This is a genomic window from Acidobacteriota bacterium (assembly GCA_030697165.1).
GTDB lineage: Bacteria > Acidobacteriota > Vicinamibacteria > Vicinamibacterales > UBA2999 > 12-FULL-67-14b.
In genome coordinates this window covers 157,495-176,354 of record JAUYQQ010000023.1, presented here as the reverse complement: position 1 = coordinate 176,354, position 18,860 = coordinate 157,495, and the positions used below count along the sequence as shown (strand labels likewise).

19 protein-coding genes are annotated in these 18,860 nt (G+C 66.4%); 8 read left to right on the top strand and 11 right to left on the bottom strand.

Going from position 1 to position 18,860, the window contains the following annotated elements:
* Window positions 1–17 precede the first annotated feature (17 nt).
* Window positions 18–467 carry a Holliday junction resolvase RuvX gene (ruvX, locus tag Q8T13_22930; GenBank protein ID MDP3720629.1) on the top strand — a complete coding sequence of 150 codons (450 nt, stop codon included), beginning with the start codon at window positions 18–20 and terminating at the stop codon, window positions 465–467.
* Window positions 468–471: 4 nt separating this feature from the next.
* The gene (mltG, locus tag Q8T13_22925; protein ID MDP3720628.1) at window positions 472–1,533 is read left to right on the top strand and encodes an endolytic transglycosylase MltG; all 1,062 of its coding nucleotides are present in this window, start codon (window positions 472–474) and stop codon (window positions 1,531–1,533) included.
* A gap of 40 nt (window positions 1,534–1,573) precedes the next feature.
* Here mltG and Q8T13_22920 read toward each other — a convergent pair whose 3' ends face one another.
* The 7 genes from Q8T13_22920 to Q8T13_22890 all read right to left on the bottom strand — a co-directional run bounded on the left by Q8T13_22920 (window position 1,574) and on the right by Q8T13_22890 (window position 7,363).
* Window positions 1,574–2,437: an NAD(+)/NADH kinase gene (locus tag Q8T13_22920; protein ID MDP3720627.1), complete on the bottom strand. Its 864-nt coding sequence runs from the start codon at window positions 2,435–2,437 to the stop codon at window positions 1,574–1,576.
* Window positions 2,428–3,174 (bottom strand): TlyA family RNA methyltransferase, encoded by a 747-nt coding sequence (locus tag Q8T13_22915; GenBank protein MDP3720626.1) that lies wholly within the window; start codon window positions 3,172–3,174, stop codon window positions 2,428–2,430. Before Q8T13_22915 ends, Q8T13_22920 begins: the two co-directional genes overlap by 10 nt.
* A gap of 25 nt (window positions 3,175–3,199) precedes the next feature.
* Complete coding sequence (locus tag Q8T13_22910) at window positions 3,200–4,144, bottom strand: polyprenyl synthetase family protein (GenBank protein MDP3720625.1); 945 nt, start codon at window positions 4,142–4,144, stop codon at window positions 3,200–3,202.
* Window positions 4,141–4,389 (bottom strand): exodeoxyribonuclease VII small subunit, encoded by a 249-nt coding sequence (xseB, locus tag Q8T13_22905; GenBank protein ID MDP3720624.1) that lies wholly within the window; start codon window positions 4,387–4,389, stop codon window positions 4,141–4,143. The genes Q8T13_22910 and xseB overlap by 4 nt, the downstream gene beginning before the upstream one ends.
* Before the next feature lie 63 nt (window positions 4,390–4,452).
* Window positions 4,453–5,901 (bottom strand): exodeoxyribonuclease VII large subunit, encoded by a 1,449-nt coding sequence (gene xseA, locus Q8T13_22900; protein MDP3720623.1) that lies wholly within the window; start codon window positions 5,899–5,901, stop codon window positions 4,453–4,455.
* 101 nt (window positions 5,902–6,002) lie between these two features.
* Complete coding sequence (locus Q8T13_22895) at window positions 6,003–6,827, bottom strand: TIGR00282 family metallophosphoesterase (GenBank protein MDP3720622.1); 825 nt, start codon at window positions 6,825–6,827, stop codon at window positions 6,003–6,005.
* Complete coding sequence (locus Q8T13_22890; GenBank protein MDP3720621.1) at window positions 6,824–7,363, bottom strand: Hsp20/alpha crystallin family protein; 540 nt, start codon at window positions 7,361–7,363, stop codon at window positions 6,824–6,826. The genes Q8T13_22895 and Q8T13_22890 overlap by 4 nt, the downstream gene beginning before the upstream one ends.
* Window positions 7,364–7,506: 143 nt before the next feature.
* On the opposite strand from Q8T13_22890, the gene dnaK reads away from it, so the two are divergent.
* The 5 genes from dnaK (at window position 7,507) to Q8T13_22865 (ending at window position 12,316) form a co-directional block, all read left to right on the top strand.
* On the top strand, window positions 7,507–9,237 hold the full coding sequence (gene dnaK, locus Q8T13_22885; GenBank protein ID MDP3720620.1) for a molecular chaperone DnaK: 1,731 nt from the start codon (window positions 7,507–7,509) through the stop codon (window positions 9,235–9,237).
* 81 nt (window positions 9,238–9,318) lie between these two features.
* A complete protein-coding gene (locus Q8T13_22880) occupies window positions 9,319–9,702 on the top strand; it encodes an Hsp20/alpha crystallin family protein (protein ID MDP3720619.1) in 384 nt (127 codons plus the stop codon).
* Between the two features lie 128 nt (window positions 9,703–9,830).
* Window positions 9,831–10,124: a DNA-directed RNA polymerase subunit omega gene (locus Q8T13_22875; protein MDP3720618.1), complete on the top strand. Its 294-nt coding sequence runs from the start codon at window positions 9,831–9,833 to the stop codon at window positions 10,122–10,124.
* A gap of 124 nt (window positions 10,125–10,248) precedes the next feature.
* Complete coding sequence (locus Q8T13_22870) at window positions 10,249–10,599, top strand: hypothetical protein (GenBank protein ID MDP3720617.1); 351 nt, start codon at window positions 10,249–10,251, stop codon at window positions 10,597–10,599.
* 85 nt (window positions 10,600–10,684) lie between these two features.
* Entirely contained in the window at window positions 10,685–12,316 is a 1,632-nt protein-coding gene (locus tag Q8T13_22865; GenBank protein ID MDP3720616.1) for a long-chain-fatty-acid--CoA ligase, read from the top strand.
* A 66-nt stretch (window positions 12,317–12,382) separates the two neighbouring features.
* On the opposite strand, the gene gatA is transcribed toward Q8T13_22865, so the two are convergent.
* From gatA to Q8T13_22845, 4 genes are all read right to left on the bottom strand, one after another.
* Entirely contained in the window at window positions 12,383–13,837 is a 1,455-nt protein-coding gene (gene gatA, locus Q8T13_22860; GenBank protein MDP3720615.1) for an Asp-tRNA(Asn)/Glu-tRNA(Gln) amidotransferase subunit GatA, read from the bottom strand.
* A 46-nt stretch (window positions 13,838–13,883) separates the two neighbouring features.
* Entirely contained in the window at window positions 13,884–14,174 is a 291-nt protein-coding gene (gene gatC, locus Q8T13_22855; GenBank protein MDP3720614.1) for an Asp-tRNA(Asn)/Glu-tRNA(Gln) amidotransferase subunit GatC, read from the bottom strand.
* Between the two features lie 105 nt (window positions 14,175–14,279).
* Entirely contained in the window at window positions 14,280–15,131 is an 852-nt protein-coding gene (locus Q8T13_22850) for an MBL fold metallo-hydrolase (protein MDP3720613.1), read from the bottom strand.
* Between the two features lie 50 nt (window positions 15,132–15,181).
* Entirely contained in the window at window positions 15,182–15,598 is a 417-nt protein-coding gene (locus Q8T13_22845) for an FKBP-type peptidyl-prolyl cis-trans isomerase (GenBank protein MDP3720612.1), read from the bottom strand.
* Window positions 15,599–15,913: 315 nt separating this feature from the next.
* On the opposite strand from Q8T13_22845, the gene Q8T13_22840 reads away from it, so the two are divergent.
* Complete coding sequence (locus Q8T13_22840) at window positions 15,914–18,826, top strand: carboxypeptidase regulatory-like domain-containing protein (protein MDP3720611.1); 2,913 nt, start codon at window positions 15,914–15,916, stop codon at window positions 18,824–18,826.
* The last annotated feature ends 34 nt before the right edge of the window (window positions 18,827–18,860 follow it).

Here is an 18,860-nt window from a genome sequence, read left to right as displayed (position 1 = left end):
CGAATTATACTGGCCCCGTGCGTGTCCTGGGCATCGACTACGGCGCGCGGCGCATTGGCCTCGCGTTGAGCGACGCCACCGCGACGCTGGCCTCGCCCTGGCGGCTGCTGCAGCGGCCACCGTCTGACGCGGAAACCCTGCGCATGGTCGTCGCCGAGGTCACGGCGCTGATCCAGGATGACGATGGGCTGGAGGCGGTCGTGGTCGGATGGCCACGCCGGCTCGATGGGTCGGCCAACAAGCAGACCCCAATCGTGGAGACGTTCGCGCGCGCGCTCGAGTCGAAGGTCGCGGTGCCGGTCGTCCTCCAGGACGAGCGGCTCTCCAGCGTCGAGGCCGAATCGCGGCTGGCGGTGGACGAGAAGGACTGGCGCAAGCGCAAGGCAAAGCTGGATGCCGCCGCCGCGGCGATCATCCTGCAGGACTTTCTGGACGCGCGGCCACGCGCCGCTACCGACGGTTTCTGAACACATGATGCGATGGATTGGACGAATTGCGCTGCTGTTGGTGGTGCTGGCCGTGCTCGCGGCCGGCGGCGCGTGGTGGGTCTACGCCCGCGTGCAGCAGCCGTACCGCGGCGCCACCGGCGCGGAGTCGTTCGTCGACATTCCCTCGGGCACGGGTCCGGTCGGGATCGGCGCGCGCCTCGTCGAGGCCGGCGTGGTGCGGGATGCCCTGACCTTTCGAGTGGCCGTGCTGCTCAGCGGCCGGGCTCGTGAGCTGAAGGCGGGGGAGTATCGCTTTGAGGCGCCGATGACGGCCCTCGCCGTCGTCGACAAGATCGCGCGCGGCGACGTCTACAAGCGGCTGCTGACGTTTCGCGAAGGCCTCACGATTGCGGAGATGGCGGCAGTGTTCGAGCAGCGCGGCTTCGGCACGGCCGCCGACTTCGCCAAGGCCGCGCAGAACGCGTCGCTGATCCACGACCTGGACCCGGCCGCGTCCGATCTCGAGGGCTACCTGTTTCCCGAGACCTACGCGCTGCCGCGCCACACCCCTGCCACCGAGGTGGTGGCGCAGATGGTGGCCGGTTTCAAGAAGGCGTTTGATGAGGATCTGCGTGCCGTCGCCGCTGCCGACGGGCTGACGGTGCGGCAAGTCGTCACGCTGGCGTCACTGGTCGAGAAGGAAACCGGCAGTGGTGACGAGCGGCCGCTGGTGGCGGCGGTCTATCGGAATCGGATGAGGATCAGGATGGGCATGCAGGCCGATCCCACCGTCATCTACGCGTTGCAGAAAGCCGGTCAATACGACGGCAACTTGACGCGGGCGAACCTGCAGTTCGATTCGCCGTACAACACCTATCGCTATGCCGGATTACCGCCCGGTCCCATTGCCGCCGCGGGCCGCGCGTCGCTCGAGGCCACGGTGAAGCCGGCGGCCGTCGACTACCTGTATTTTGTCAGCCGTAACGACGGCACGCACGTCTTCGCATCAAACCTGGCGGATCACAATCGCAACGTGCAGACGTGGCAGGTGCAGTACTTCCGGGACCGGCGGAGCACGAAAGATAAACAGGAGATAAAGAGATAAGGAGAAAGTTGGATTTTCTCCTGATCTCCTTGCCTCCTGTTTACCTCTCATTCCATTTAAGCTTCTGGCGCAGCACTTCAAAATAGCTGCGTGCCGAGGCGCGGACCAGGCGCAAGGGGCGCGCCGCACGCGCAATGGCCACCTCATCCCCCTGTTCCATCTCAAAGCCGGTTTGCCCATCAATGGTGACGTAGACGTTGCCGGCGTTGGTGCCGGTTGACTTCACCCGCACCTCGCGTTCGGACGGGATCACAATCGGGCGGTTGGTCAGCGAGTGTGGCGCGATCGGGGTGAGCACCAGCGCGTCCATCGCCGGATGGACGATGGGGCCGCCCGCGGCCAGGTTGTAGGCGGTCGAGCCGGTGGGGCTCGCGACGATCAAGCCGTCGGCCTTGACCGATGTCACGAACTGATCGCCGACCGAGACGTCGAGCTCGATCATGCGCGAGAGCGCCGTGCGCGTGAACACGATGTCGTTGAGGGCGAGATGCGTGGTGATGCTACCCGCGCGGGTGGCGACCGCCTTCAGCATCATGCGCTCGTCGTGCGTGGCGCGGCCGTTCAGCACGGCGTCGAGCGACGCGTAGATCTCGGGCCGCGTGATCTCGGTCAGAAAGCCCAGCGAGCCGAAGTTCACGGCGAGCAGCGGAATGTCGAGACCGGCTTCGGCGATGGCCTTGGCCAGCGCCAGCAGCGTGCCATCCCCGCCGAGCACCAGGAGCAAGGTGAGGTCGGCCGGCAGGGCGGCGCGGGTGACGACGGTGCGCGTGGCGGGCGGCAGCAGCTCGGCCGCCTCCTCGGTCCACACGGCGTCGACGGCATGGGTCTGCAGCCACTGCTCGACGCCGATCAGCGTCTCGCGCGCCTCGGCGAGTCCCGGTTTGACCGCTATGCCTATGCGCATCGAAGGTGCATCAGGAATTCCGTGTTGCCGTGGGCTCCAGTAATTGGGGAATCGCTCAGGCCCACGCGAGTCAATCCTACTTCAGCCGCGGCGGCGGTCACCTCGGCCACGACCCGCGCGTGCACGGCGGGGTCCTTGACCAACCCACCCTTGCCCACGTCCTTGCGGCCGGCTTCGAACTGCGGCTTGACCAGGGCGACGATCTCGGTGCCCGGGGCGACCAGCGCGGGCAACACGGGAAAAATGTGGCGCAGCGAGATGAACGATACATCGATGCTGACGCGCGTGATCGGCGCACCCACGTCGGGCAGGTCGCCGGGCTTGAGGTGCCGGGCGTTGGCATGCTCGATCACCGCGACGCGCGGGTCGCTGCGGATCTTCCAATGGAGCTGGCTGTGGCCGACGTCGAGCGCAATGACGCGGGTGGCGCCGCGGTCGAGCCAGACATCGGTAAAGCCGCCGGTCGAGGCGCCGACATCAAACGCCACCTGGCCGGTCGCGGTAATGCCGAAGGTGTCGAGCGCGTGGGCCAGCTTGATCCCGCCGCGGCTGACCCACGGGTGCTCGGGCCCGATGACGCGGACATCGGCGTCGACGGCGACCATGGTGCCGGCCTTGGCCGCGCCGTGGCCATCCACGTCGACCTGCCCGGCCATGATCAGCGCGCGGGCTTTCTCCCGGGTCTCGACCAGGCCCTTGTCCACCAGCAGCGTGTCGAGCCGTTGTCGCTTTACCAAGCCCCAGGTCCCAAGCCCCAAGCCCTCACTTGTCTCGTTTGATGATCCACCCGGCGATGTCGCTCAGCCGGGAATCAAGCAAGCCGGCGCGCTCGAGCGCCGCGCGCGCGCGGGTGTGGCAACCGGCCGCGAGGGCGCGAGCCTGTTCGAGGCCGAAGAAAGCGGGGTAGGTCGGCTTGCCGGCCGCTTGGTCCTTGCCGGCGGTCTTGCCCAGCGTGGCCGCGGCGCCTTCCACATCCAGGATGTCGTCGACGATCTGGAACGCGAGACCGATCTCGCGGCCGTACTCATCGATCGTGGCGGCCAGGCGATCGTCGGCGCCGCCCATGACGGCCCCGGCGACGACCGAGGCGCGAATCAGCGCGCCGGTCTTGCGCATGTGCATGGCTTGCAGCCCGTCGGCGTCGAGCGCCGCCGCCGCGACGCCCGGTGCCGGCGACACGGCCGCGAGATCAATCGCCTGCCCGCCCACCATGCCCGCCGAGCCGGCAGCGCCGGCCACCAGGGCGATCACGCGCAGCTTGCGGGTCATCAAGGTCGGGTGGTACCCCTGCGGTTCGCGCGCCAGCAGGCTGAAGGCTTCGGCCTGCAAGCCATCGCCGGCCAGAATCGCCATGCCCTCGCCGTGCACCACGTGCGAGGTTGGCCGGCCGCGCCGCAGGTCGTCGTCATCCATCGACGGGAGATCGTCGTGAATCAACGAGTAGGTATGGATCATCTCGAGCGCGCACGCGGCCGGCATCGCGGCATCGCGCGCCGCGGCTTCAGAGCCGCCCAGGGCCTGCGCCACGGCTTCGGCGCCGGCGAGAACCAGGAGCGGCCGCAACCGCTTGCCGCCGGCCATCAGGCTGTAGCGCATGGCGTCGGCGACCACCGCGGGCGTGGCGGGGGGCGCCGGCAGATGCTGCACCAGCGCGGCCTCCACGTCCCTGCGCCGCGCGTCGACGTAGTCGGCGAACGTCAACGTCACGGCTCGTCGTCGCCATCGGGCAGGCGCAGCGAGGCCGGGGCCGGCTTGAGCTCGCCGCGCTCGTTGACGATTTCGATGCGCTTCTCGGCCTCTTCGAGGCGCGAGTGGCAGAACCGCGAGAGCTGCACGCCGCGCTCGTAGAGCTCGAGCGACTTCTCGAGCGCGAGGTCGCCCTCTTCGAGCTTCTTGACGATGGTTTCGAGTTCCGCGATGGCGGCCTCGAAATCTTTGATAGTTGGGTCCATGGATGCCTTGAATACAGGAGATCAGGAGAATAAGAGAAATTCAAATCAAGGTCTCCTGATCTTCTATTCTCCTGTGAGTTGTTCGCCCTTGCTTGTTACTTCTGTCACCGTCGCGCCGAACGCGCCGCGTTGCACGGTGACCCTGACCTCGTCGCCAACCCGCAACGTGTCGGCATCCCGGATGATCCGCGTGCGCTCGGCATTCCACGTCACGGCGTAGCCACGGCCAAGCACCGCGAGTGGGCTGAGGCCTTCCAGGCGAGCGGCGAGTCTGCCGAACCGGCCCTGTGACAGGGTGATGCGCCGGCGCGCCGCAGCCGTCAGCTGCGCGTCGCGCGAGACCAGGCGCGTGCGGATGGCGCCGAGCCGGTGGCGCGGGTCGAACTGGTCGAGCGATCGCCGCAGCAGGTCGTGGCGGCGCGCCCGCCGCGCCAGCGACTGCCCGACGCCGTGGCGCAGCACCGAGGCGAGTTCCGAGACGTGCCGGCCGCGAAAGGCCAGGCGGCCCGGGAATCCGGAGTAGCCCGGGCGCGCCTCCAGCAGGTGGAGCCGTGATTCCATCCGGCGCAGCCGATTGCCCATGGCCGCGTCGAGCCGCTCGCCGATGCGGTCGATGTGCGCGAAGAACTCGTCCTTGCGCCGCACCACCAGTTCCGCCGCCGCCGACGGCGTGGCCGCCCGCAGGTCGGCGACGAAGTCGGCGATGGTCACGTCGGTTTCGTGCCCGACGCCGGAGATGACCGGGACGGGCGAGGCCGCGATGGCGCGCGCCACCGCTTCTTCATTGAAGGCCCACAGGTCTTCGAGCGAGCCGCCGCCGCGGCCGACGATGATGACGTCGACGTGCGGGACGCGCGCCACGAGCTTGAGTGCGCGGGCGACCTCGCCGGCCGCGCCCTCGCCTTGCACGCGGGTGGGCGCGATGATCAGGTGGGCGTTGGGATAGCGCCGCCGCAGCACGCGCACCATGTCGCGCAGCGCCGCGCCGTCAATCGACGTCACCAGGCCAATGCGGCGGGGCAGCGCCGGCAGCGGCCGCTTGCGCGACGCGTCGAACAAGCCTTCGGCGGCGAGCTTCTTCTTCAACTGCTCGAACGCCACCTGCAAGGGGCCGAACCCCTGCGGCTCCAGGTGCTCGCAGATCAGCTGGTACTCGCCCTTGACGTCATAGACGCTGATCTTGCCGCGCGCCACGACGCGCAGGCCGTCTTCAGGCTTGAACTTCAGGTAGCGCAGCGAGCCGCGGAAGATCACCGCCTTGATCTGCGACGCGTTGTCTTTCAGCGTGAAGTAGAGGTGCCCCGTGTTCCAGAGTCGCGCGTTGGAAATCTCACCCTCGACCCAGATGTTCTGGAACTTGGATTCGAGCGCGTCGCGAATCGTCGCTGAAAGCTCGCTGACGGTAAGTACCTGTCGAACTGGCGCCGCTGGCGCCTTTGGTGCTTCGCCCTCCGTCAGCTTCGGCGAGAACTCGTAGCGCGGCTTGGGCACCGGCACAGGCGCACCTGGCACTAGCCCTTTAGGCACCGTAGGCACTTCAGGCACTTCAGGCACCGTAGGCACCTGAGGCACCCTGGGCGTCTGTGGCGGTTCGTCATCAAAAGGCAACTTGCTCATACGGCAGCTGATGCGCGATCGGTGATGGCCTGCAGTTGCACTTCAGTCAGCGCGACGCGTTCGATCGCGGTCGCGCGGCCCGTCGCCGGGTCGGTGGTGATGGTCACGCCGTGCAGCCGCGCATCGCCGGTCGCCGGCTCGAAGCGGCCCGGCAGTCCGGTGACGAAGCGCGCGATCACCGCGGTCTTGTCCATGCCGATGACGCCGTCGTGCGGACCGGTCATGCCGGCGTCGGTGAGGCAGGCGGTGCCTCCGGGCAGGATGCGCTCGTCGGCCGTCTGCACGTGCGTGTGCGTGCCGATCACCGCCGCCACCTGGCCGTCGAGATACCACCCGAGCGCGGCCTTCTCAGAGGTGGTCTCGGCGTGCATGTCCACGAACACCACCTGGGCACCGTCCGCCTTTACCCGCGCGATTTCGCGCAGCGCGGTCCGGAAGGGATCGTCCAGCGACGGCAGGAACACACGCCCCATCACGTTGACCACGCCGACGCGGACGCCCGATCGGCTGACCGCGACGTGGGACCCTCGCCCCGGCGTGCCCTCCGGGTAGTTGGCCGGCCGGATCAGCCGCGGCTCGTGCACGATGAACTCGAGCGCTTCGCGCTTGTCCCACACGTGGTTGCCGGTCGTGATCACGTCCGCGCCGGCGCCGAAGATCTCGTTGGCGTTGTCGCGCGTGATGCCGGCGCCGCCCGCCGCATTCTCGCCGTTGACGATTACCAGGTCCACGGAGTGGGCCGCGGCGAGGGCTTTTAGGTGCTTGCGCAGCAAGTCGCGCCCGGGGCGGCCGACGATGTCGCCGATGAAGAGGAGCTTCATTCGGTCGCCGGGGCGATGTGGCGTCCGGCTTCCTTGTCCGCCGAAGCCGTGGCGGAGGTGGAAGCCGGACCATCAGGTGCGCCAGTGTCGATGGGGATCAGCAGGCCCTGGCCGCGCCGCTCGTCACGGCGGGGGAGCACGACGCGCAGTTCGCCCTGCGCGAGGCGGGCGCGCGCGCCCCCGGCATCCACCGCGCCGGCCACGCGCACGGCGCGCGCAAAGCGGCCAAAGTCGCGCTCGACCAGGTGGTAGCTGGCCGGCGTGTTCGTCGACAGGACGGGCCGTTCTTTCTCGCCCACGATCAACACCACGCCGGACTTGATCAGCACGCGCAGCGCGTCGGCGGCCACCCCCGGCAGGTCGAGGACGATTTCGACCGTTCGCTCGGTCTCGAAGACGTCGACGACCGGCATGCACTCGCCCGAGACCACGTGCCGCCGGTCAGGGCGCCGCCGGGCGAGGTCCTCGAGCAACCGCTGGACGTCCTGGGCCAGGTCGGTTGGGTCGATGTCCATCGAACTGTTGAACGCGGCCATTGCCTCGATTCTAGCGCGGTCAAGAAACGATTCCGGTTTCCCGGCGTCAAAAACAGCATGAGTGTAAGACGCTAATATTTGATTATTGACATACACTCATGTATCGGGCATACTTGAAAAGTCCAAGGGAGGACACAACCAACATGGCAACTAAAGGCAGAGTGATTGGCATCGACCTGGGCACGACCAACTCGGTCGTGTCGGTCATGGAAAACGGGCAGCCCACCGTCATCGTCAACCAAGAGGGCGCTCGTACGACTCCGTCCGTGGTCGGCTTTGGCAAGGATGGTGACCGCCTCGTGGGCCAGGTTGCCAAGCGCCAGGCCGTGACCAACCCCGAGAACACGGTGTTCTCGGTCAAGCGGTTCATGGGCCGCAAGTTCAACGAAGTCACCGAGGAAACCAAGCGGGTGCCCTACACGGTGTCGCAGACCCCGGCGAGCGACGCGCGCATCACCGTGCGCGGCAAGCAGTACTCGCCGCCCGAGATCTCCGCGATGATCCTGGGCAAGCTGAAGCAGGCCGCCGAAGACTATCTCGGTGACAAGGTCACCGACGCGGTCATCACCGTGCCGGCGTATTTCAACGACTCGCAGCGCCAGGCCACCAAGGACGCCGGCCAGATCGCCGGCTTGAACGTGCTGCGCATCGTCAACGAACCCACCGCCGCGGCGCTGGCGTACGGCCTCGACCAGAAGAAGGACGAAACCATCGCGGTGTTCGACCTGGGCGGCGGCACGTTCGACATCTCGGTGCTCGAAGTGGGCGAGGGCGTGGTCGAGGTCAAGTCGACCAACGGCGACACGCACCTGGGCGGCGACGACTTCGACCAGCTCGTGGTCGAGTGGATGACCGCGGAGTTCAAGAAGAGCGACGGCATTGACCTCGGCAAGGACCGCATGGCGCTTCAGCGTCTCAAGGAAGCCGCTGAGAAGGCCAAGATCGAGCTGTCGTCGGTGATGGAAACCGAGATCAACCTGCCGTTCATCACGGCCGATGCTTCGGGTCCCAAGCACATGACCATGAAGCTGTCGCGGGCGAAGCTCGAGTCGCTGGTCGAGGGCCTGGTGCAGCGGACGATCGGGCCGCTCAAGCAGGCGCTGGCCGACGCCGGCCTCAAGCCGTCCGACGTGGACGAAGTGGTGCTGGTCGGCGGATCCACCCGCATGCCGCGTGTGCAGCAGGTGGTGAAGGAGTACTTCGGCAAGGAGCCGCACAAGGGGGTGAACCCGGACGAAGTGGTCGCGATTGGCGCGGCGGTTCAGGGCGGCGTGCTGGCCGGCGACGTGAAGGACCTGTTGCTGCTCGATGTGACCCCGCTCTCGCTCGGCATTGAAACGCTGGGCGGCGTGATGACGGTGCTCATCCCGCGCAACACCACCATCCCGTCGAAGAAGAGCGAGACCTTCTCGACGGCGACCGACAACCAGACCAGCGTGGAAGTGCACGTGCTGCAGGGTGAGCGCTCGATGGCGCGCGACAACCGGACGCTCGGACGCTTCCACCTCACGGGCCTGCCGCTCGCGCCACGCGGCCTGCCACAGGTCGAGGTGAGCTTCGACATCGACGCCAACGGCATTGTCAGCGTGATGGCGAAGGACAAGGCGACCGGCAAGGAGCAGACCATCACCATCAGCGGTGCCAGCGGCCTGAGCAAGGACGAAGTGAACCGCATGGTGAAGGAGGCTGAAGCCCAGGCCGCCGACGATGCGAAGAAGCGCGAGGAAGTGGAGGCCCGTAACAAGGCGGAAGCCGAAGCGCACCAGGCGGCGCAGGCTGCCAAGGCAGCAGAAGACGCGCCGAAGCAGGAAGCCCCGGCCGATGCCGCGAAAGACGGCGAGGTCGTTGACGCAGAGTTCGCGGAGACGCGGTAGTCCAGTTGTAGCCTCCGGCTTTAGCCGGAGATTCCAGATGTAGCCTCCGGCTTTAGCCGGAGCCTTTTGAGGCAGAGAGAAATGTCCATCGTTCGATTCGATCCGTTCGCCGACCTCCTGACCAACGGCCGCTGGGTGCCGGCGGTTGATATCTTCGAGAACGGCCAGCAGGAGCTGGTGCTGAAGGCCGAGTTGCCGGACATGAAGCGCGAAGACATCGCGGTGGTGTTCGAGAACAACACGCTGACGCTCAAGGGCGAGCGCAAGTTCGCCACCGACGTAAAGCAGGAGCAGTTTCACCGGGTGGAGCGGGCGTATGGCACGTTCAGCCGGTCGTTCTCGCTGCCGTCAAGCGTCGACGCGAGCCGCATTGCCGCCGAATACAAGAACGGCGTGCTGACCGTGAAGCTGCCGTTCCGTGAAGAAACCCGCCCGCGGACGATTAACGTCGAAGTCGCGGCCTAGTCAGGGATCAGGGATCAGGGATCAGGGATCAGGGATCAGGGAGCGGGGGTTGTTGGGGATTGGGCCGGAATCTGGCCGGTCCCCGATCCCTGTTCCCCGATCCCTGTCCCGTAGTAGACTGAATGGCTATGTCAGAGACTGAAATCCCGCAGACCACCGACGCCACCCCTGCGGATGACGACGCGCCCATCGAGCACCCGAAGGCCGCGCCCATCGAAAGCCGCTTCCTCTATGTGGACGTCTCCGCCCTGCGCGCCAAGCAGTTGCGCCGCGGTGCCCGCGTCCGCCTCGACGCCGAAACGCTGGACATGCTGCCCGCGTCGAAGCTGATCAAGCCGGAACGTGTTGCCATGGAAGAGGTTAAGCAGAACCTCGTCCAGTGGGATCTGCCCGACTTCAAGGTCGTCGTCGACCTGCGCTGAGACCGCAACCACGAAGCGCACGAAGAACACGAACCCTTAACGGGTTTTGCTTCGTGCCCTTCGGTCTTCGTGGTTTCTGTTGGCCCGGAACCCAAGGGCCCCCTGCCTCGTCTGTTCAATTGAGATGATCGAAATGATTGCGTTTGCCGGAATCCTGGCCGCAGGTCTCGCCGTGGCGTTTGTCTTCGGCCTCATCTTCCTGGTCCTGAAGCTGGTGCTGTGGACTGTGTTCCTGCCGTTGCGCATCCTGTTCAAGCTGCTGTGGATCCCCTTCGGCCTGGTCACGGGCGCGATTGGCCTCGCGGCCGGCGCGGCGCTCCTGCCAATACTGCTGGTCGTCGGCGCCGTGGTCGCCATCATCGGCCTGTTCGCCGCCCTGATCTCGCTGCTGATTCCCGCGATACCGTTCGTCCTGCTCGGCCTCGTCGTGTGGGCCTTCATGCGCCGCCAACAGCCGCCCGCCGTCGTCTCCTAGCACTTTAGGCACTTTAGGCACTTTAGGCACTTTAGGCACCCTAGGCACCTTAAGCACCTATCTCCATCGGCTATGATTCACGCCGATGGAAGTGCCCCTGACTCCCCTTGAATTCATGCGCCGCACGCGGCGGCTCTACGCCAACCGCGAGGGTGTCGTCGATGGCGCCGCGCGGTGGACGTACGGCGAGTTCTTCGACCGCTGCGACCGTTGGTCGTCGGCGTTGCAGCGCCTGGGCGTGAAGCAGGGCGACCGGGTCGCCTACATTTCGCCCAACACGCACGCGCAGCTCGAATCGTTTTATGCCATCCCCCAGATCGGCGCGGTCCTCGTGCCGATCAACTTCCGCCTGGTGGCCGACGACTTCCGCTACATGATCCAGCACAGCGGCGCCACGGTCGTCTGCGTGTCGAGCGACTACCTGGAAGCGGTGGACTCGATTCGCACGGACCTGAAGAGCGTCACGCAGTTTGTGTCCCTTGATTCCTCCTTCGCCAAGGCTTCCGCCTCCGCTGAAGCTACGGCGGACAAGACGGAGGACAGGGGCCTGGCGCCGGGCTGGCTGGACTACGAAGACCTGGTCGCGAACGGCGCGCCGGAGTTCACGCGGCCGGCCATTGGCGAGAACGACCTGCTCACCATCAACTACACGAGCGGCACGACGTCGCGGCCGAAGGGCGTGATGATCACGCACCGCAACGCGTGGATGAACTGCGTCGGCATGCTGACGCACACCCCGATGACGCCGGCCGACACTTACCTGTGGACGCTGCCGATGTTCCACGCCAACGGCTGGACGTTCACGTGGACCGTCACGGCCGCCGGCGGCCGGCACATCTGCCTGCCGAAGTTCGACGCCCCCACGGTGTTTCGGCTCGCCAAGGAGGAGCAGGTCACCCGGATGTGCGCGGCGCCGACCGTGCTGATCATGCTGGCCAACGCGCCCTCGGCGGTGAAGCAGGGCGTGCCGCGCGGGGTTGGCGTGATGACGGCCGGCGCGCCGCCGGCGGCCGTGACCATCCAGCGCATCGAGGACGAGCTCGGGTGGGTCGTGACGCAGATCTACGGTCTGACTGAAACCGCCCCAGCCATCAGCATCTGCGAGCCGCGCCCCGAGCACGCGGTGCTCCCGGCCGACGAGCGCGCCCGTATCAAGGCGCGACAGGGCGTCGAGTTGATCACGTCGGGCGAATTGCGGGTCGTGGATGACAAAGGGTACGAAGTGCCTGCCGACGGGAAGACCGCCGGCGAAATTGTCGCGCGCGGCAACGTGATCATGGCCGGCTACTACAACGATCCCGAGGCGACCGAGAAGTGCATGGCCGATGGCTGGTTCCATACCGGCGACGCAGCGGTCGTGCACCCTGACGGCTACGTGCAGATTACGGATCGCCTGAAGGACGTGATCATCAGCGGCGGCGAGAACATCTCATCGGTCGAAGTCGAGGCCATGCTGCTGCGGCACGAGGCGATCCAGGAGGTAGCGGTGGTCGGGCTGCCCGACGAGAAGTGGGGCGAGTCGCCGCACGCGTACGTGGTGTTCAAGAGCGGCCAGTCGGCCACCGCCGAGGCGCTCCGCGAGTTCGGTCGCGCGAACATGGCCCACTTCAAGGTGCCGCACGGCTTCACGCCGGTCGCGGAACTGCCGAAGACGGCGACGGGCAAGATTCAAAAGTTCGTACTGCGCCAGGGCCGGCCCAACATCACCGCCCAGTGACGCCCGGGTCGTCGGTGCGGTTTGCCCTCCGGCTTGTCCGCCGTAGCCTCGGCGGAGGTGGAAGCTTTAGCGAAGGAGGGGAGCCTCGGTATGGAACGTCGTGTCGCGTTGATAGGCATCGGCCGCCCGCAGTAGCGCCGCCTCATCAAACATTCGGCCGGTGAGCTGGATCCCGATCGGAAGCCGAGCCGAAGAAAAGCCGCAGGGCACGCTGATCGCCGGCAGGCCCGTCAGGTTGGCGCTCACCGTGAAGATGTCGTTGAGATACATCTGGATCGGGTCGCTGGTCTTCTCGCCCAGCTTGAACGCCGGCGTGGGCGTGGTCGGCGTGGCGACGACGTCCACCGTGGCGAAGACCTGTTCGAAGTCCTGCCGCAGCAGGGTCCGCACCTGCTGTGCCTTCAGGTAGTAGGCATCGTAGTAGCCGGCGCTCAGCACGTAGGTGCCGAGCATGATGCGGCGCTTCACCTCGGCCCCGAAGCCTTCATCGCGCGACCGCTCGTACATGGTCAGCAGCGTGTCCTCTTTCTCAATCGTGGTCCGGTGACCGTAGCGCACGCCGTCGTAGCGCGCGAGGTTCGACGAAGCCTCCGCAGTGGCGATCAGGTAGTAGACCGGGATGCCGTAGCCGGCATGCGGCAACTGGATGTCGACGAGGGTCGCGCCGCGCGACTCGAACACGCGCAGGGCCTCCTGGAACGCCGCCAACACCGCCGGGTCGACCCCCTCGCCGAGAAACGCGTTGGGCACACCGATCCGCAGGCCCTTGATGTCGCCGGTCAGCGCCGCCTGCAGATCCGGCATCGCCTCGGTGGACGAGGTCGCATCGTGGCCGTCGTGCCCGCCGATCACCTGGAAGGCGAGCGCGGCATCGGCGACGGTCTGCGTGAACGGCCCGATCTGATCGAGCGATGACGCGAAGGCCATCAGGCCGTAGCGCGACACGCGGCCATAGGTCGGCTTCAAGCCGACGATGCCGCACAACGCGGCGGGCTGGCGGATCGAGCCGCCCGTGTCGGAGCCGAGCGCCAGCGGCACCATGCGGCTGGCCACCGCCGCCGCCGAGCCGCCGCTCGAACCGCCGGGCGTGCGCGCGACATCCCAGGGGTTGCGGGTCGGGCCAAGCGCCGAATTCTCGGTGGACGATCCCATGGCGAACTCGTCCAGGTTGGTCTTGCCGACCATGATCGCGCCGGCGGCTTCGAGCCGGGCGACGACGGTGGCACTGTAGGGCGGCACGTAGCCGCGCAGGATCCTGGACGAGGCCGTCGTCGGCACCCCGGCCGTGCACATATTGTCCTTGATCGCGACCGGTACGCCGTGCAGCGGGCCGAGGGGCGCGCCGGCCTGCTGTTGCGCGTCGAGCGCGCGAGCGCGATCGAAAGCGCGTTCCACCGTCACCGTGTTGAAGGCGCTCAACTTCGGATCGATCGCCTTGATGCGTTCGAGGTGGGCTTCGCACGTGGCCAGCGCGGTGCTGTCGCCACTGGCAATCCGCCTGGCCAGTAATTGGGCAGTCATAGGTCTCGAGGGCAGCTTGTCGCGCCGTAGCCTTGGCGAAGGCGGATCATCCGATGACTCGTGGCACCTTGAAGAGGCCGGCCTCGCGGGCGGCATCGGGCGCGTTGGCCAGCAGCTCTTCCCTCGACAACGACGGCTGCAGCGTGTCGTCGCGATCGACCGGGCGATTGAGCACGTGCGACGTCGGCGGCACGCCGGAGGTGTCGAGCGCGTTGATCTGCTCGACGTAGGTGAGGATGCCGCCAAGCTGGCGCGTGAACAGGTCGAGCTCGTCGGCGGTGAGTTCGAGGCGGGCCAACTCGGCGATCCGCGTCACATCTTTCTGGGTCAGCGTCACGATTCCAAAAATTATAGTGCCTAAGGTGTCCGCCTACGCGGCCAAAGGCCGCTTCGGCGGGACCTCGCCGAAGCTCGCCGCCATCTCTCGCGAGCGAAGGCGGGCCTAAGGTGCCTGGAGTGCGATTAGTTTGTGTTCGTCGAGCAGCCAGCACTCGCCGGTAAAGCCGCTGGCGGACACTTGCGCGCGCAGGGCCGGCAAGGCGGTGGCGCGGTCGTAGCGAATGGACAGGTGATAGAGGACGAGCGTCTTCACGCCGGCGGCGCGGCCCACGGCCAGCGCCTCCTCGGTGGTGGCGTGGATGGGATACTTGCGATCGGGCTCCTCGAGAAACGTGGCGTCGTGCACGAGCAGGTCGGCGCCGGCGACCAGGGCCGGATCGATCGGCATGGCGTCGCCCGAGTGGGCGAACCGGACGTGGGTGACCGTTTCGAGCAGCGACTCGCGGCGGCCGTCGCGGGCCGCGGCCTCGACCTCGGCCTGGCTCATCGCGGCGTGCTCGGGCTTGAGCCGCCGTTTCGTTTCGACCACCCGGTAGCCCAGGGCCGGCTCGCCCTCGACATGGCGAACCGCAAAGGCCTCGAGCGACCGTCCCTTGCCAAGCGGGACCGCGGTCCCCGGCGCAACGGCCAGCCACGTGAGTGGAAAGACGACGCCGGCATAGGCAGTGCCCAGCAGGTCGCGCGCCGCCTGAACCCCTCGCGAGTCCTCTGGATAGACGATGGTCAGCGGCTTGTCGGTCGCGCCCTTGCTGAATCGGCGAGCGGCGACGAGGCCCGGCAGGCCAAGCACGTGGTCGGAATGACCGTGGCTGATGGCGAGCACTGAAGGAGAGAAGACGTTGGAGCCGAGTGCGAGCTGCAGCCCCTCGCCGGCGTCAATCAACAGTTGCAGGGAATGGTGCCAGAACCAGTTGGCGTACATCCCCCGGCTGTACCCGCTGACATCGTCGAGCATCTGACCATTGTGGCCCGACCCGCGCTTCCCTGCGCCATGAGTCTTACAGACTACTGAACCGCGAGCAGCTCGATGTCGAACACGAGCGTGGCGTTGCCGGGAATGGTCGGTGGTGACCCCGCCGCACCGTAACCCAGGCTGGGAGGAATGATGACGCGGCGCAGCCCGCCGACGCGCATGCCAATCACGCCCTGGCTGAACCCCTGAATCACTCCGCTGCCGACGGTGAACGGAAAGGTGCCCGCATCGAACCGGTTGCCTTTGTTTTCAGCCGCCGTGGCACTGTACAGGTAGCCGGCATAGTTCACCGTGACCCGGCGGCCGGTGTTGGCTTCAGCGCCGGTGCCGACCCGGACATCCACGGTCGAGAACGGCACGTTGGCGCTGGGGGCGGTGGGTGTGTCGGAGCCGCCGCCGCAGGCCGCAACGCTCATGGCCAACAGCGTCGTCACAATCAATAATCGCATCCCACTATCTTACCCGCCCCACCGGCCCGACCGGCCCCACCCGCCCGACCGAGCCATCTGTTTCCCTTGCTGAATTCATGATTGGAACTGAGTGTCTCCGGATCCAATAAGTTGCAGGCAAGTGTAATGGTTTGTATTGACACTTTAACCCCTTGGGAATAGCCTCCCATTCGCGCCGCTGGTCGCGTTCATACCGCTCTTGCATGAAGCCGGCCGGCCGCCGGTTCGCACTTGTTTCGACTCGGTTGGTGTTGTGTCCGGCGTGTGCCATTCGCACGGGTCCGGGTTTCGGGTGTTGCACTGGAGGGGAACAGCATGGCGCGAAGAATGTTGGCTCGGACGTTCTGGGCGTGTGTCGGGGCGATGCTCCTGTCGACCGCCGCTTACGCCCAGAGCGCGATCACAGGCATCGTCAAGGACACGACCGGGGCGACAATGCCCGGGGTCACGGTGGAGGCGTCGAGTGACGTCATCATCGAGAAGGTCAAGGCGTCGGTCAGCGACGGCAACGGCTCGTACCGCATTGCCGATTTGCGGCCGGGCATCTACAGCGTGACCTTCACGTTGCCGGGCTTCAAGACGTTCCGCCGCGACGGTCTGCAGTTGGCGTCGGAGTTCACCGCGACCATCAACGCCGAGCTGGCGGTCGGCTCCCTCGAAGAAACCATCACCGTGACCGGCTCATCGCCGGTCGTCGACGTGACGACCGCGGCCAAGACCGCCGTGCTCGACCGCGAAGCGATTGACGCTATTCCGACCGGCCGCACCATCCAGGGCATGGCGCAGCTGGTGGTGGGCGTGAACCTGAGCCTGCCCGACACCGGCGGCGCCCGTGCCATGCAGCAGACCTACATGTCGACGCACGGCATGTCGACGTCCAACACCACGGTGTTGGTGGACGGGCAAATGGTCAACGGCCTGCAGGGCGACGGCGCCATCCAGAGCTACTTCAACGACTCGATGAACGCCGAGGTCAGCTACCAGACCGCCGGCATTGGCGCCGAAACCTCGTCGGGCGGCGTGCGCCTGAACATGATTCCGCGCGAGGGCGGCAACCGCTGGAGCGGCGACTTCAAGGCGGTGAGCCGGCCGGGTGCCTGGCAGTCGAGCAACCTGACTGACCGGCACCAGGCGCGGGGCCTGTCGGCCGGCAACGCCATTGACCGCATTGTCGACTACTCGTTCGCCATTGGCGGACCGATCAAGAAAGACAAGTTGTGGATCTTCGGCGCGACTCGCTACAACTCGGTCAACAACTTCATTGCGAACACGTTCTTTGACGATGGCAGTCAGGGCGTTGACGACCAGTACATCCTGAACGGCATGACGCGGTTGACGTGGCAGGCGACGCCGCGCAACAAGTTCTCGGGTTACTTCGACGAGATCGACAAGTACCGTGGCCACGATATGCAGGCCAACTACGATCCCGAGACGGCGGCGACGGTGTGGAATTCGCCGGCGTATCACACGACCGCCATCAAGTGGACCTCGCCCATCTCCAGCTCGCTGTTCCTCGAGGCCGGCTGGTCGAACAACACCGAGTACTACACCAACGAGTACCGGGAGGGCATCGAGCAGCCGCGTGGCACGGCCGCGTGGTTTGCCAAGGCGGCCAAGAACGAACAGGACCTCGGCGGCTACACCCAGGCCGGCCCGACCAACACCACCGAGAGCCCGGTGGCGTTCTATTGGAACTTCGCGGCCACCTACGTGAAGGGCGTGCACACCATCAAGATGGGCGCCAACAACCGGCAGGGCACGTTCAAGCATACCCGTGATGCCAATGCGGATTTGATCCAGCAATACCGGAGCAGCAGCACCGGCGTCCGCTGGTCGGTGCCCGACAGCGTGCTGATTCGCAACTCGCCGCTAAGCTACGGCGAGCGCCTCAACCGCGACCTGGGGATTTACATCCAAGACTCGATTCGGCTGAACCGGCTGACAGCCAACGTCGGCCTGCGCTGGGAAACGCTTAACGCCAAAGTGCTGGCCGGCAAGTCGCCGGCCGGCCGGTTCGTCCCGGAACGCGCCTTCGATGAGATCCTCGACGTGCCAGACTGGAGTGACTTCGCGCCGCGCTTGGCGCTGGTCTACGACCTGATGGGCAACGGTCGCACCGCCCTCAAGTACTCGTTCAACCGCTACAACCTGTCGCGCACGACGGGTATAGCCGCGGCGTATAACCCCCTGCTCAGCCAGACCGCCACGTTACCCTGGCGCGACGTCAACGGTGACGACATCGCGCAGGGCGAACGCGGTTGCACCGGCTACCCGAGCGTCGGCTGCGAGATCTCGTTTACCGGCCTGTCCTCGAACTTCGGTATTGCCGCGCTGAACGAGTACGGCGAGTACCCGCGCACCTGGAACCTGGAGCAAGGCGTCGAAGTGCAGCACGAGCTGCTCCCCGGCTTGTCGTTGGCCGGCGCCTGGTGGAAGGGCGACTTCCGCAACCTGACCACCACCATCAACCGGAGCTACACCCACGCCGACTACGTGCCGTACACGTGGTACAACCCGACCACCGGCCAGCCGTTCGAAGTCTACGCGCGCACGGTCACCCGGGCGACGAGCAACCTCGACACCTACGATCCGGAGCGCGTGAACAAGTACGAGTCGTTCGTCCTGGATACCCGCTGGCGCATTCCCGGCGGCGGTCAGATGAGCGGTGGCATGTCGTTCGAGCGCGAGCGGCAGAAGAACTGCACGTCGCCGGACGACCCAAACTTCGGCGGTAACGGCAAGGGGCTCTGTGACGAGTTCCTGCTCGACATCCCCTACCGGCCGCAGTACAAGCTGTCGGGCACGAAGGACATCGGCTGGGGCGTCAACCTCGCCATGTCGTTCCAGAACAACAGCAGCCCGACCAGCTCGCGCGTCATGACGGTGACGCGTGGTGCAACGCGCTACCCGGCCAGCTGCCCGTCGCCGTGCCCGGCCGGACAGATCATCATGCCGACCGCGACCTTCGCTCAGCCCTCGATGACCTACAACCTCGAGTCGGTGCGCGCGACACAGGTCGAGCGGATCGTTCAACTCGACTTCAAGGTGTCGCGGACCTTCCGGGTGAACCGCTTCACCATCCTGCCGACGTTCGAGGTGTTCAACGTGAACAACTCCGACGCCATCATCAGCTACATCACGACCAACGCGCTGTCGTCGGCCTACCTCGCGCCCAACAGCATCATGCAGGGGCGGATGTATGGACTCGGTGTCGTGACGAGGTGGTAGGCCACTAAGGTGCCTACGGTGCCTAAGGTGCCTA